A 13,941-nucleotide genomic window follows, 5' to 3' on the forward strand; every position below is an offset into this window, starting at 1 on the left:
TTTAGTTTAATCGGATTTTAAAATACTTATAAACTCCTCGATAGCTTCCTTTATAGTGTTTTTATCTGTTTTAATTATTTTGATATAATTATTTCCAAGAGCATTGTATGTTCCTGCCCCAATAGCCTTAACAATAACACCATCGACGCCGTTGTTAATTAAGAAATCCGTAATTTTTATACCTCTTTTCTTATTCAAGTTTTTTGCAGGGTTTTCTTTAATTTCAATATTGTTTATAATTTGTTTATAAGTGTCGATATTTGTAAATACAAAATATTTTGCAACAGAAAACCAAGGTGCTATCCCAAAATCCATTATATTTCCATTTATCTCATCAGTTGGAATTGCTACTTTAATATATCTCTTTTTTACAGGGTCGATATGAACGGTTATATCAGATATATTTTTTATATTTTCTTTTATTTTATCAACAACCTCTTCTGAAATTTTATGGGCAGATTTAAACGGTAAATTTTCATCTACCTCAATATGTATATCACAAAATAAATAGGGTCCAGATTTTCTAGCCTTTAAATGGTGAGCTCCTTCAACTCCCCTTACACTTAATGTTATATTTTTTATTTTCTCAGCTGTTTCCTCATCACAATAATCCATTAACATGTATATATCTTTTTTAATCATTTTTAACCCTAAAATAATTACAATTAAGCTTATTATTCCCCCAACGATTGGTTCTACAATATAATATCCAAAATAAGAGCCTATCACTGCAAATAACACTGCAATTGTAGTATAGAAATCTACCAGCGAGTGAGCTCCCTCCCCAATCATTGCATCGGAGCCTATTTCCTTTCCAACCTTGGCCTTATACCAATATAAATAATAAGTAATTACAAGGGAAACTACCATTACAAAAATTGCTGCAAAGTGGTGGTGTATTGGCGTAGGATTATCAAATTTCTCGATAGATTGTTTTAATATTTCAATCCCCGTTATAAAAATGATAAATGATACTGCGAGAGATGCAAGAGATTCTGCCCTACTATATCCATATGGAAATTTAGTATTCGGCTCTTTTTGAGCAAGTTTTAATCCAAAATATACTGCAATAGGTCCTAACACATCAGACAATGAATGCAAAGCATCAGCTGTAAGGGCTACACTTCCTGAAATATACCCCACAATACCTTTCAACACTGCAACCAATAATGTCAATATGGCACTAACAACCATGACATTCTTTCCTTTTTCAATATTCATTTTTTCACTATATTAGAGAATCTAATAATAACTATTAAATAATACTATATTAAAAATAATGATTTAATCAATTTTACATTAATAATTACATAATTTTACATTAAAATAATTTATCAATATTTTGCTATTATATGTCGCTATTATTTAGTTTTTAATTTTAATTTAATTAATTTACTTAATTTATTTTAAATTTTAATTAATTCTAACCTATTTACTTTACAATTAATTATAGAGTTATTATAGCTATATATTACATTAAATATAATAAGATAGACTTATTATGGTGATAATATGATTTTGAGCATAGATATTGGTTCTACTACAACAAAAATGGTTATAATGGATGATAAACATAATATACAGGATTATGTAATAAAAAATGTAGGTGTGGTTATTGAAGAGGAAGATATATTAAATATAGTTAAAGAATTCGAGAAAAACTACAATATAGACAAAATGGTAGCAACAGGTTATGGCAGACATAAATTATCCTTTGTAGATAAAGTAGTTCCAGAAGTCATAGCACTTGGAAAAGGAGCTCACTATTTTTTTGAAGGAGCTCGTGGAGTGATAGATATTGGCGGTCAAGACAGCAAGGTATTGAAAATAAATGATAAAGGAGATGTTTTAGATTTTATACTATCCGACAAATGTGCAGCAGGCACTGGAAAATTCTTAGAAAAATGCATAGATATTTTAAAAATAGACGATGATTTAAATAACTATAAATCGGATAATATAGCAAAAATATCTTCAATGTGTGCAGTATTTGCAGAAAGTGAAATAATATCCCTTTTATCTAAAAAAACTCCAAAGGAAGATATATTAATGGGCGTTTATGAGAGTATTTCAAATAGGATTGTCCCAATGGTTAATAAATTAAAGCTAAATAATATCGTATTTAGTGGCGGTGTTGCAAAAAATAGCGTATTGATTGAATCCTTAGAAAAAAGATTAAATAAAAAATTATTAGTCCCAAAAGAGCCTCAAATAGTTTGTTGCGTTGGTGCCAGTTTAATGGTTTAAAAAATATAAAATCCAAAACTTTATATCTTATTATAATATATTATTAATGCTATTGAAGTAATTTTATATGCTTTATTTAATTCATACTTTACTTTTTTGGTGTTAAAATGGAATATATGCCCAATTTAAAGAGAGCTGTTAAAACCCTTCGAAAAAACAGAAAAAATAATATATTAATATATACACATATAGATACGGATGGCATCACTACGAGGGTAATTTTGGAGGAGCTCCTAAATAGATTAAACATAGAGGCAGAATTTAGATTTTTAAAAGGTATTGGCACTAATTCCATCGAGGATATTCCATTTAAGGACTACGATTTAATAATTTTTGGAGATTTAGGAAGCGGGCAACTTGACCTTATAAAAGGAAAAATGGAAGAATATAACTTATTGGATAAAACGGATAAAAATATAATTATATTAGACCACCACATACCTGCAAATATAAATATTCCTAAAAATATAATAAATGTAAATCCTTGGAATAACAATATCGACGGAGGAAAAGAAATCTGTGGTGCTGGAGTATCCTATTTATTTGCTAAAATGTGCAATCCAAGAAATATAGACTTGGCTAAATATGCCGTTCTCGGTGCAGTTGGAGACATTCAAAATTTGGAGGGAAAACTTATAGGATTAAATAGGAGTATATTAAATGATGCGGTAAAATCGGGGGAGGTTGTAGCATTTCCAGACCTTCAATTTTACGGAAAACATACAAAACCTATTTTTGCATCTATTAAGTATTTTACAGATGTAAGAACCGATTTAATGAACAACGATTCAAGAATTATAAATTTTATAAATCAAATAAATAAAAAACATGATTTAGATATAATACCAAAGGAAAATTTATGTGAGTTGTCTTTTGATGAAAAGAGAATTCTTGGAAGCGAATTTTTAAGTAAATGCAATAGATATGTCCCACCAAATTGGGCAAGATTTCTTCCAAAGGTAATATTTGGGGAAAGTTATGAATTTAAAAAAGAAGAAATAAAAACACCATTTAGAAATTTAGAGGAATTTTCAACCTGCATAAATGCCTGTTCTCGATATGAAGACTACGAAACCCCACTCAAAGTTTTAAAAGGAGATAGAGATAAATATTACGATAAGATGAAATCCCGATTAAATGCCCATAAAAGAAACCTTTCAAAATCTCTCCAATATATTAAAGATAATGTTGAAATAATACAAAGAGATAAATTTCAATATTTTGAAGTTAAAAACGGTGCAATAGAAGGTAATATAATAGGTATTGTGGCAGGTATGAGTTATTCAATAGAGGATGTAGATTGGAAAAAACCCATATTTGCATTAGGAGAACTGGATAATGGCTATAAAGTATCTGCCAGATGTCCAAAGCTTTTATCCTTTGCTGAGGATATAAACCTTGCCGATGCCATAAGCTATGCATCTAAAAAAGTTGGAGGAAGTGGTGGAGGACATAAATTTGCCTGCGGTGCATATATCCCAGAAAAAAGGGATTTTATAAAATATCTTGAAAATAAATTATAAAATGAAGATAAAGAGAAATATAAAACAATAAAAGACATTATCGGATATTATAAAATAAGATTAAAATAATAATATATTTAAAAAAGTGATGTTATGGATGATTTTATGGATAATATAAATAATTATAATAAATTTAAAAATACATTCAAAGAGGATACCAAATTTGCATCAAAATACGAAATCGATATAATTAATAAATTAACGGGATTAAATTTTGCCTATGATGATTTAATACTACTTGAAAAACTTGCGGGAGACGATTATAGAAAAAAGGTTTATTTGGACAAAACACAAATTGGAATTCTTGAATTTGACTTAATTGAATTAAATTGGAAATTCACTCCATATCCTTATTATTATCAGTTAGTGAATGAAAAGAAAATAATTCTAAAACCTACAAAAAGGAGATTGAAGGGTAAATACTTAAAAGAGGAATATATTAAAAATATTGAAGAATATAACGACATAATAAAAAGTGTGGATTACTTTGTTGGTATAGAAATGGAGGAATTTTTAGGAGTTGGAATAAAAAGAGATAATCGGATAAAATTAAAAGATTTAAAAAGGAAAAAAGAAGAAATTAATATTAAAAAAATAAACGATTATTTAGATGAAAATAAAAAAAGAATAGATTATTTAGTAAATACATCAAAAAACATTCTTAAAAAATACATCAACAAATACAAAAATAAAGGATATGTAATAAATGTGTCATTTAGTGGAGGAAAGGACAGTGCAGTTTCTACGCTTTTGGCAAAAGAAATAATAGAAGATATAGATGTTTTATTTATCGATACAGGTTTGGAATATCCTGAAACCATAAGATATGTTAAAGATTTTGCAAAAAAATACGACTTGAATTTACACACAATAAACGGCGATTACTTCTTGGATGAACTGGATAAAGAAGGCATTCCTACAAAAGATAATAGATGGTGCAACAGTGTTTGTAAGTTGATGCCATTGAAAAATTTCTTTATAGAACATTATCCAAATAAAAAAATACTAACAATCGATGGTTCGAGAAAATTCGAAAGCTTTGCACGGGCAAACTTGGATTATGTTAGAAAAAGTGGATTTATAGAGTTTCAAACAAATGTATTTCCAATACTTGATTGGAATGCCATCGATGTGTGGAGTTATATTTATTTAAATGATGTTCTTTACAATCCGATGTATGATAAAGGATTTGAAAGGATAGGATGCTATATGTGCCCTTCTGCACTTAACAGCGAATTTTTAAGAGTGAAGGAGCTCTACCCCAACCTATGGAAAAAATGGGTTAATTATTTAAAAAAATATTATTCAGAGGATGAGATATTGAGAGGATTTTGGAGATGGGATGAGCTCCCCCCAAAGATGAGGGAAATTAAGAGAAATTTAAAATATAATACCATATTATAATAAAAATATAAAAATTAGTAATAAATAATATTAATTAATAAAATATAATAAAAAGTATTATTTAATAATAGTTAATAAAATAATAGCTGGTGATGTTGTGGATAAAAAAATAACCATTGTTGGAGCAGGTCCCGGAGACCCTGAACTAATAACCTTAAAAGGAAAAAAAGCAATAGAAAATGCAGATATACTAATTTATGCCGGTTCTCTTGTTAATAGGGAAGTTTTAAACTACAACAAAAAAAATGCAAAGATATACAACAGTGCTACAATGGATTTGGGGGAAATTATAAAGGTAATTGTTGATGGTGTAGAAAATGGGCTAAATGTTGTAAGGGTGCATACAGGTGACCCATCTATATATGGGGCAATAAAAGAACAAATTGATGAACTAAAAAAATACAATATTGATGTTGATATTATTCCAGGGGTTACCTCCTTATTTGCAGCTACCAGTTCATTAAAAACAGAATTAACCCTTCCAGAAGTTTCTCAGACTATAATAATTACAAGACCTGAGGGAAGAACACCAAAACCCAAAAAAGAAAAAATAAAGGATTTAGCAAAACACCAAGCTACTATGGCAATATATTTGGGGGCGGGTATGATTGATAAAGTTGTAAATGATTTGATTGAAGGAGGTTATAACGATAACACCGCCGTAGCTGTGGTTTATCATGCATCTTGGAAAGACGAAAAAATCATCAGAGGCACTTTAAAAGATATATCTAATAAAGTTAAAGACGAGGGTATTAAAAAAACTGCACTGATTATTGTGGGGGATGTTTTAAACCCAAAATATTATGAATATTCTAAATTATACGACAAAAATTTTGAAACTGAGTATAGAAAGATTAAAACTAACGATTAATTATTTTTTATTCCTTTTTTATATTTTTTATATAATTTTTATATATCTTCCATAACAGAAAAAGAATTTTTTATTTTAATTTATCCAGTATTATTTTTATATCTGTTCTTTTTATAATATCCTTTTCTATTTCGAGTAATTCTTTTAATTTATTCTTTAAATCTTCTATATCATTGGAATTATTCAGTAATTCTTTTAAAAATTCTATATCCGAAACATAAGGGCCTATTTCCATCAGTATATTATTTTTTTCATCCATATTCATAATTTCACCTTACTTATTTTTTTATTTTATTTTATTTTTTCCTTCTTTTTCTTTTTTCTCCCGCTCTATTATTGCAACTTCTCTTACAACTGTTGTTATTTCCCTTTCAATATTTTCCATCTTAACATATATTCTATATATCAAATAAAATAATACTATTATTGCAAAATATATAAGAACATCTACACCCCTTCCAACACCAGTTAAGGTTGCCAAATATCCCAAAGTATTCGGAAAAACCACTGCTAAAATAACGGTTATCCAAACAAATATCCAAAATAGAGCAGAATCTCTGCTCATGCTATTTGATTTTACCTGTAATACTACCCGAGATATTGCAAAGATTGCAAATATAATAGCAAGTATCTGAATTAAATGCATATTTCACCCCTCTGTTATATAATCACATAAATTAATATAAATTAATATAAAACATTAGAATATTGAAATATAAATAAAAGTATGATATAATTTATATTAATTATTTAATAATCATTTAATATATATTATTTTGGTGATTTAATGAAGATGAAGCATTTGATATCTATAAAAGATATAGGAAAAAAAGAAATTTTAAAGATATTGGATGAATCGGAAAAAATGGAAGAATTATTAAAATCCAAAAAAGTAATAGATATTTTGAATGGAAAAATACTTGCTACATTATTTTACGAACCATCCACACGAACAAGGTTATCCTTTGAAACTGCTATGAAGAGACTTGGGGGAAATGTGATAGGATTTACAGATATAAAAAATACCTCTGTTATGAAAGGAGAAAGTTTGGCGGATACAATACGGGTTATTAGTGGATATGCCGATATAATAGCCATAAGACACCCATCAGAAGGTTCTGCAAGATTAGCAAGTGAATATGCAACAATTCCTGTAATAAATGCAGGAGATGGTTCAAACCAACACCCCACGCAAACATTGCTTGATTTATATACCATAAAAAGAGAAATAGGAAAGATAGACGGAATAAAGATTGCATTTGTTGGGGATTTAAAATATGGAAGAACAGTTCATTCTTTATGCTATGCCCTGTCCTTATTTGATGATGTAGAAATAGTATTCATTTCACCAGAAGAACTTAAAATACCAAGAGAAATAATTGAAGATTTGAATAAAAAAGAAAATATTAAATATTCTGAAAAATCCAATATAGACTTAACAGGTATTGATGTTGTATATATGACAAGAATTCAAAAGGAAAGGTTTCCAGATTTAAATGAATATCAAAAGGTAAAGGGAATATACAAACTTACAAGAGAGCTCATATATAATAAAAATTTAATTGTTATGCATCCCCTCCCAAGAGTTGATGAAATAGATTCAAATGTGGATGAGCTCCCGCAGGCTAAATATTTTAAGCAATCTTTTTATGGTGTTCCTGTTAGAATGGCAATATTAAAGATGCTTTTGGAAAAATAAAATGTAAAATTAAAATATATAAAAAATTAAAAATAATATATAGAATAATAAAATAATCAAAATATAAATAATAATATTTTCATAAAATAGTTAATTTTTTATACCATTAATGATATTAAATAAATGCTCGCATGGTCTCTCGCTTTTTCTTAATTATCGATTTTATTTAATTAAAATATAAGGAATTATTAAAAAAATTATAATAATATATAAAAATATATAAAAAAAATATAAAAATGATTAATTGGTGATAAAATGGGAATTTGGCAAGGAAAAAGTAAAAGAAAACCTACTGGCGGTAAATACAGATTGGTTGTTAAAAAACATAAAAAAGAGATGGGAAGAGAACCAGCAGAAACTCACTTAACTGATGAAATAAAAACAAAAATAGTAAGAGTTGCTGGTGGAAATAAAAAAGTTAAATTGTTAAAAACAAACTATGCCAATGTAATAGACCCCAAAAGCAATGCCTGTAAAAAGGTTAGTATATCAAATGTAGTTGGAAATGATGCAAATAAACACTACATTAGAAGAAATATTATTACAAAAGGAGCCATTATTGAAACAGAAATTGGTAAGGCAAAAGTTACATCAAGACCTGGTCAAGATGGTGTAGTTAATGCTGTTTTAATTACAGAAGAAGAAGTAAAATAATAATAACTAAAAAAATAAAATATAAAAATATAATTAGTAAAATAACTAAAAAGAAAAAATAAAAAATAATAAAATATAAAATAGATTAAATATTTATTCTTCCTCTTCATATTCGTATATTTCCTTTTTTCTTCTCTTTTTATATATATAATATACAATTATTATTATAACTAAACCTATTATCAAGTAATAATAGTTAGTATATGACTTAGCCTCTGTATTTTCCTTAAATGTTATATTAAATGTTTTTGAAATATGATATTCATTGTGATAGTCGTCAAAATATGTTAAATCTACTTTTACAGGCACTGTTTCATTTAATTTCCCACATACTGTATAGGTTACAGTATCATAATCATCCTCATCTAAATCCCCAATATATTTAATATAATTATTATTTAAGTCGGTTATTCCACTCATTTTTAAAACGCAGTGTTTTATGGGAGTAGAACCTCTATTTGCTACTCCAATGTCTATCTCAGAACCTTCTGGATTATATTCATATTCATCTAAATATACAAAAACACTGTTATTATATATCTTTTTTACGACCTTAATGTTTATTGGGATTGTTGAACTGTATGTATTTCCATCTTCTCCAATCCAGTGCATTGTTGCTGTTATTGGATAAATACCATCATTTGCTTTGGTAAGTGCATAAATCTTTATTGTTGGAATCCTTATATTTTCATTGGGTTTTACAGATTTTAAATAGAATGTTGTAGGACCTACGATATTGACATTTTCAGACCCTTTTAAATTGAGCGTTAGGTATTTGGCAATTCCTGTACCTCTATTTTTAAGTATTATAGACATATTTTTTGTCTTAGCAGGGTTTATATTATCATTGTTTGTATAAATCTCAAAATTTGCAATACCATAAACTGGTAGATAGTATATTTTTGTGAAATTTACCTGATATTCTCCACTATTTTTGCTGTATTCTGTTGCTTCAACATTTACATCTATTCTGTAATATCCCGATGGTGCGTCCTCATTTACATGAAGCTTAAAATATGTTGTATCACTTTCACCAATATTTAAATGAGATATAGTGGCTGTTCCTTTTATAGGATTTACCTGTTTTATTTCAAATGGATAATGTGGTGTAATTGATACCCTTACATCTTTTACCTCTTTGTTGTATTTGTTATTGGTTATTTTAAACCACAAATCTACATCGTCTCCCGGATGGATTATATTTGGGGATTTTTCAGTTGGTGATATTTTATCCACACGATACTGGGGATTATCAATAGTTAATCCATAACTTATAGATGTTGCTAAAAATATTAAAACCAAAATAGAAAATATTTTTTTCATAATTTCGCCATTTTCTTATTTTTAATTAATTTATATAGCTACTTACTTATTATATTAATTATATGGATATATTATTGTATTTTAATTTATTTTATACTATTTTCCATATTATTATTTTATAAACTGATAGTGTGATTTAACGATATCAACCTTAACATCAAAAAATAAAAATAGTTAAAAGCAATATACTCAAATAAAAAAGTTTAGTGATAACAGGTTAGAAACACTTAATAATGTACTCACTAATTCTATAAATAGTTTAGGATTTAACTGTTCAGATGAGTTATCCAGGTTTGCACAGGTTAGAGTGCTAACCCCAATAAAGACCATTAAAGCATTTTCAGAGAGTATTTCAAAAATCCACAGAACTACCATCATCAAAAACATTCAAAAACTATCAAAAAATGAGATTTGCGTATATAACCAATTAGCAAGCCTTCCCGATATCTTGAATGATAAAAGGTTTAGATTCACTGCAATAATTGATTCAACATTCATAAGGAGATGGAGTGAAAAGGTTTATGGATGTATTATTAGATATAATTACATCGAAGAACAATAGAAAATTATATCAAGAACAAATAAATTGCTGTATTTATCATAATAAAAAGGGATATACTCAATTTATACTACAACAAAACCTTTAAACAAAAAATCTACAAATATATTTATAGATATTCTTGGGTTCTTATCCAACACCGATATCAGGACGGTAATAGGAGACGCTTTTATAACTACAAAGGATGTTATGAAGGAGTCTAAGAAATTGGGTCTATGTTACATTGGGAAAATTAAGAAAAACATCATAGTTGAGTATTTTGGTAAGAAAGTCCAAATAGAAAAACTATTTAAGAAGGATTTGGAAGAAAATAAGTTTAAATTAAGGACAATTAACGAAACAGAAGTTAAACTATATCATAAAGTGGTTAATATCCCTAATGTAGGTAGGGTTAAAATCGTTGCAGTGCTAATGAAACTTAACAAAAACCCAAGGGGTTTTTGTAAGTCAGCGAATCTTTCAGATTCGCTTCGAAACCAGGAGGAACCCAAGTATTTGGTATGTATAGACCATAAAAAGAAGGCAGAAAATATAATAGGGGAATATATCAAGAGACCTATGATAGAAGAAAAGCATCGAAGGGATAAATCAGTTTTAAAAATTGAAGGGAACTATTTAACATCTAAAAATAGTAATATAGGGTTTATTAGATTTTTAGCAATAGTTTCAAATTGCATAGAATATTTAAGCCATAAATATGGTTTATCATTTTATGAAGTGGTTAAATCGTGTAGTAAAGAACTAATAAAGAGAGGAATACCGTAATCACACTGTCAGTTATTATTATACTATTGATATTAGGAGTATTATACATGATATATGTTAAAATATACTATCAGTTTGGTGAAACAATGAAGCCTATGGATATAATATCCTTTGCAGGAAAAAACATAACCCAGAAAAGAACCCAGAGTTTGCTAACAATTATTGGTATCGTAATAGGTATTGTGGCAGTTGTAAGCCTTATTTCTTTGGGTTATGGTGTTCAAAATTACATACAGGAAGAAACTGGAAAGTTAGGTGCAAACAAAATACAAATTTTACCAATGAAACAATTTGGGATTCCACCAACTAAACTTTTTGAAGATAAAGATGTTAAAGCCATTAAAAATACAAATGGAGTGGATGAAGTATTATATGGGTGGTATGGTGGAGTTAGTATTGAGCATAGGGATGAAAAGTATTTTACAAGTCTATTTTACGCAGAACCTTCCACTATAAAATCTGTTTATTCTGATGTAGGGGGGTATGGAATTGAAAAAGGCAGGTGGTTATCAAATAACGATAAATACAAATGCATAATAGGTTATGGGGTAGCACATAATTTATTTAAAAAAGAATTGGGTGTGGGGGATGCAATATATCTCAACGGAAAAAAATTTAAAATTGTTGGAATCATGTCCCAAGTTGGAAATCAGCAGGATGACAATATGGTGATAATACCCATGAGTTCAGGTGAAGAACTATTTAATAAAAAAGGAGAATACAACTATATCATGGTGAAAATAAAAAATGGTGCAAATGTTAAAAAAGTATCTAACAATATAAAAAATAATTTAAAAAAGTCCATGGGAACTGATGATTTTAGTATTTTAACTGCGGAACAGATGGCAAAATCTATTGGTAGCATATTGGGAGTATTAACCATGTTTGTGGCAGGAGTTGCTGGAATATCCTTATTGGTTGGTGCCATTGGTATATCCAACACAATGCATATGAGCATACTTGAAAGAAGGAAGGACATTGGGATTTTAAAAGCACTTGGTGCAGAAACCACGACGATACTATCAATATTTGTATTTGAAGCAGGATTTTTAGGTTTATTGGGCGGAATTGTAGGTTTAATTATAGGTTTAATTATTGCCAAATCGGTTGAGATAGTCGCCCATAATATGGGGTATGGTATGATTCAGGCATGGATTTCATGGGAACTCATAGTTGGTGTGTTGGTATTTTCGTTTATCATAGGTGTAATTAGCGGATACTTCCCTGCAAGAAGCGGGGCTAAATTAAATCCTATCGATACATTAAGAGGGCTATAATGACATTTATAGAAGTGAAAAATCTGTGGAAAATATATGGAAAAGGAGAAGCTAAAACCGTAGTTTTAAAAGGATTAAATTTAAAAATAGATAAGGGAGAATTTGTAATAATAACAGGTCCAAGTGGATGTGGAAAATCCACATTTTTAAATATTCTTGGTCTATTGGATGTTCCTAATAAAGGCATGGTTTATATCAATGGTAAAAAAACTACGCTTATGAGTGAGAATGAAAGAGCCATATTTAGAAGAAAAATAAGCGGTTTTGTATTTCAGCAGTTTCATCTGATAAATACCTTAACAGCATTGGAAAATGTAGAACTCCCCATGATGCTCAATGAAATGGATAAAAGTTATCGAATAAAAAGGGCAAAAAAACTGTTAAAATCTGTTGGTCTCGAAAAACGGGCAAATCACTATCCAAATCAGTTGAGTGGGGGTCAGATGCAGAGAGTTGCAATAGCACGAGCTCTTGCAAATAAACCAAAAATAATATTTGCAGATGAACCTACGGGAAATTTAGATAGTAAAAGTGGAAATCAAGTTATGAACATGTTAAGGGAGCTCCACGATAATGGTATTACTATAATAATGGTCACTCATGAGTTGGAATACACAAGATATGCCACAAAAGTTGTAAAAATGAAAGATGGCGAAATTATAGATATTGTGGAACATTAGACATATTAAACATTAGGAGTTTATAAATCGGTGAATTAAAAATTTGGTTATAAATAATCTGAATCTATATATCATATAATATAAAAAATTAATATTACATTATCAACTACATTACATATTACTTAACCAAAAATTTAGGGGGATAATATGGCAGAATATGACTTTAAAATAGAATATCATTCTTCGGAACTCTTGAAACTGTGGAATTAAATGATGAAAGTTTAATAGTTGATAACGGTAATCTTGTTGGATTCACAGAGGGATTATCCTATTCATTAAGAAGAATTGGAAGATTAAAATCATCATTACTTGGTGGGGAAGGTGTAGTTTATGAATTTAAAGGAACTGGAAAGGTGTATATCCAAACAAGAAACATGGATAGTTTTGCAGATTTTTTAATGAAATATTTGCCAATTGATAAAAAATAAAAACATGGAAAATAAATATTATAAAAAGTAATAGATAAAAATAAATAGTAAGAAAAAAATATGGAATATAACATATTTAACACATAAGTGGTGATATCCATGGTAAAACTCACAGAAGAAATGAAAAAATCAATAAATGAAGCTATTGTATTTCTTGCAACATCCTCAAAAGATGGAATACCAAATGTTGTTCCTATGAAAGCTCTTAAAGTTGTAGATGATGAAACTGTTGTAATATGCGATAATTTTATGCACAAAACCTTAAAAAATATCAAAGAAAATCCAAATGTAGCTATTGCAACATCAGATTGTAGGGACAATCCATTCCAATACAAAGGTGTTGCAGAATACTATACCGAAGGAGAATGGTTCGAAGTTGCAAAAGAAATAGATAAACCATTTGATAAAGTTCCAAAAGGAGCAGTTGTAATAAAAATAAAAGAGATATACAATATAAAATCAGGAGAAGATGCTGGAAAATTAATAGCAAAAGATGAATAATTTTAAATAT

Annotated in this window: 16 protein-coding genes; 12 read left to right on the forward strand and 4 right to left on the reverse strand. The window is 28.4% G+C overall.

Annotated elements, in window-relative coordinates:
- Window positions 1-6: 6 nt before the first annotated feature.
- Window positions 7-1,221 (reverse strand): cation diffusion facilitator family transporter, encoded by a 1,215-nt coding sequence (locus METOK_RS03385; RefSeq protein WP_013866833.1) that lies wholly within the window; start codon window positions 1,219-1,221, stop codon window positions 7-9.
- A gap of 291 nt (window positions 1,222-1,512) precedes the next feature.
- Here METOK_RS03385 and METOK_RS03390 point away from each other — a divergent pair, with 291 nt between their 5' ends.
- The 4 genes from METOK_RS03390 (at window position 1,513) to cobM (ending at window position 6,045) form a co-directional block, all read left to right on the forward strand.
- Window positions 1,513-2,247 (forward strand): acyl-CoA dehydratase activase, encoded by a 735-nt coding sequence (locus METOK_RS03390; protein ID WP_013866834.1) that lies wholly within the window; start codon window positions 1,513-1,515, stop codon window positions 2,245-2,247.
- Between the two features lie 107 nt (window positions 2,248-2,354).
- Window positions 2,355-3,770, forward strand: a complete 1,416-nt coding sequence (gene recJ / locus METOK_RS03395; RefSeq protein WP_048057863.1) for a single-stranded-DNA-specific exonuclease RecJ — start codon at window positions 2,355-2,357, stop codon at window positions 3,768-3,770.
- A gap of 93 nt (window positions 3,771-3,863) precedes the next feature.
- Window positions 3,864-5,174 carry a phosphoadenosine phosphosulfate reductase domain-containing protein gene (locus METOK_RS03400; RefSeq protein WP_232210842.1) on the forward strand — a complete coding sequence of 437 codons (1,311 nt, stop codon included), beginning with the start codon at window positions 3,864-3,866 and terminating at the stop codon, window positions 5,172-5,174.
- 97 nt (window positions 5,175-5,271) lie between these two features.
- Window positions 5,272-6,045, forward strand: a complete 774-nt coding sequence (gene cobM / locus METOK_RS03405) for a precorrin-4 C(11)-methyltransferase (protein ID WP_013866837.1) — start codon at window positions 5,272-5,274, stop codon at window positions 6,043-6,045.
- A 70-nt stretch (window positions 6,046-6,115) separates the two neighbouring features.
- Here the strand turns inward: cobM and METOK_RS03410 are convergent, their stop codons facing one another.
- Together METOK_RS03410 and METOK_RS03415 are read right to left on the reverse strand one after the other, a co-directional pair.
- Window positions 6,116-6,310: a hypothetical protein gene (locus METOK_RS03410; protein ID WP_013866838.1), complete on the reverse strand. Its 195-nt coding sequence runs from the start codon at window positions 6,308-6,310 to the stop codon at window positions 6,116-6,118.
- Between the two features lie 21 nt (window positions 6,311-6,331).
- Window positions 6,332-6,691 carry a DUF2304 domain-containing protein gene (locus METOK_RS03415; RefSeq protein WP_013866839.1) on the reverse strand — a complete coding sequence of 120 codons (360 nt, stop codon included), beginning with the start codon at window positions 6,689-6,691 and terminating at the stop codon, window positions 6,332-6,334.
- Between the two features lie 147 nt (window positions 6,692-6,838).
- Between METOK_RS03415 and pyrB the strand changes: the two genes are divergently transcribed.
- Both pyrB and METOK_RS03425 read left to right on the forward strand, forming a co-directional pair.
- Window positions 6,839-7,744 (forward strand): aspartate carbamoyltransferase, encoded by a 906-nt coding sequence (gene pyrB, locus METOK_RS03420; protein ID WP_048058022.1) that lies wholly within the window; start codon window positions 6,839-6,841, stop codon window positions 7,742-7,744.
- Between the two features lie 255 nt (window positions 7,745-7,999).
- A complete protein-coding gene (locus METOK_RS03425) occupies window positions 8,000-8,398 on the forward strand; it encodes a 30S ribosomal protein S8e (protein WP_013866841.1) in 399 nt (132 codons plus the stop codon).
- Window positions 8,399-8,491: 93 nt separating this feature from the next.
- On the opposite strand, the gene METOK_RS03430 is transcribed toward METOK_RS03425, so the two are convergent.
- Window positions 8,492-9,721, reverse strand: a complete 1,230-nt coding sequence (locus METOK_RS03430; protein ID WP_013866842.1) for a COG1361 S-layer family protein — start codon at window positions 9,719-9,721, stop codon at window positions 8,492-8,494.
- A gap of 307 nt (window positions 9,722-10,028) precedes the next feature.
- On the opposite strand from METOK_RS03430, the gene METOK_RS08875 reads away from it, so the two are divergent.
- From METOK_RS08875 to METOK_RS03455, 6 genes are all read left to right on the forward strand, one after another.
- Window positions 10,029-10,283 (forward strand): hypothetical protein, encoded by a 255-nt coding sequence (locus tag METOK_RS08875; protein WP_232210793.1) that lies wholly within the window; start codon window positions 10,029-10,031, stop codon window positions 10,281-10,283.
- A 186-nt stretch (window positions 10,284-10,469) separates the two neighbouring features.
- Window positions 10,470-11,045: a hypothetical protein gene (locus METOK_RS08635; RefSeq protein ID WP_013866843.1), complete on the forward strand. Its 576-nt coding sequence runs from the start codon at window positions 10,470-10,472 to the stop codon at window positions 11,043-11,045.
- 86 nt (window positions 11,046-11,131) lie between these two features.
- On the forward strand, window positions 11,132-12,322 hold the full coding sequence (locus METOK_RS03440) for an ABC transporter permease (protein WP_048057864.1): 1,191 nt from the start codon (window positions 11,132-11,134) through the stop codon (window positions 12,320-12,322).
- Window positions 12,322-13,002, forward strand: coding sequence for an ABC transporter ATP-binding protein (locus METOK_RS03445; protein WP_013866845.1), 681 nt, complete (start codon window positions 12,322-12,324; stop codon window positions 13,000-13,002). Before METOK_RS03440 ends, METOK_RS03445 begins: the two co-directional genes overlap by 1 nt.
- 173 nt (window positions 13,003-13,175) lie before the next feature.
- On the forward strand, window positions 13,176-13,430 hold the full coding sequence (locus tag METOK_RS03450; protein WP_269595617.1) for an AIM24 family protein: 255 nt from the start codon (window positions 13,176-13,178) through the stop codon (window positions 13,428-13,430).
- A 99-nt stretch (window positions 13,431-13,529) separates the two neighbouring features.
- Complete coding sequence (locus METOK_RS03455; RefSeq protein WP_013866846.1) at window positions 13,530-13,931, forward strand: pyridoxamine 5'-phosphate oxidase family protein; 402 nt, start codon at window positions 13,530-13,532, stop codon at window positions 13,929-13,931.
- The last annotated feature ends 10 nt before the right edge of the window (window positions 13,932-13,941 follow it).

The sequence above is a fragment of the Methanothermococcus okinawensis IH1 genome (genome assembly GCF_000179575.2).
Lineage (GTDB): Archaea > AGJL01 > Methanococci > Methanococcales > Methanococcaceae > Methanofervidicoccus > Methanofervidicoccus okinawensis.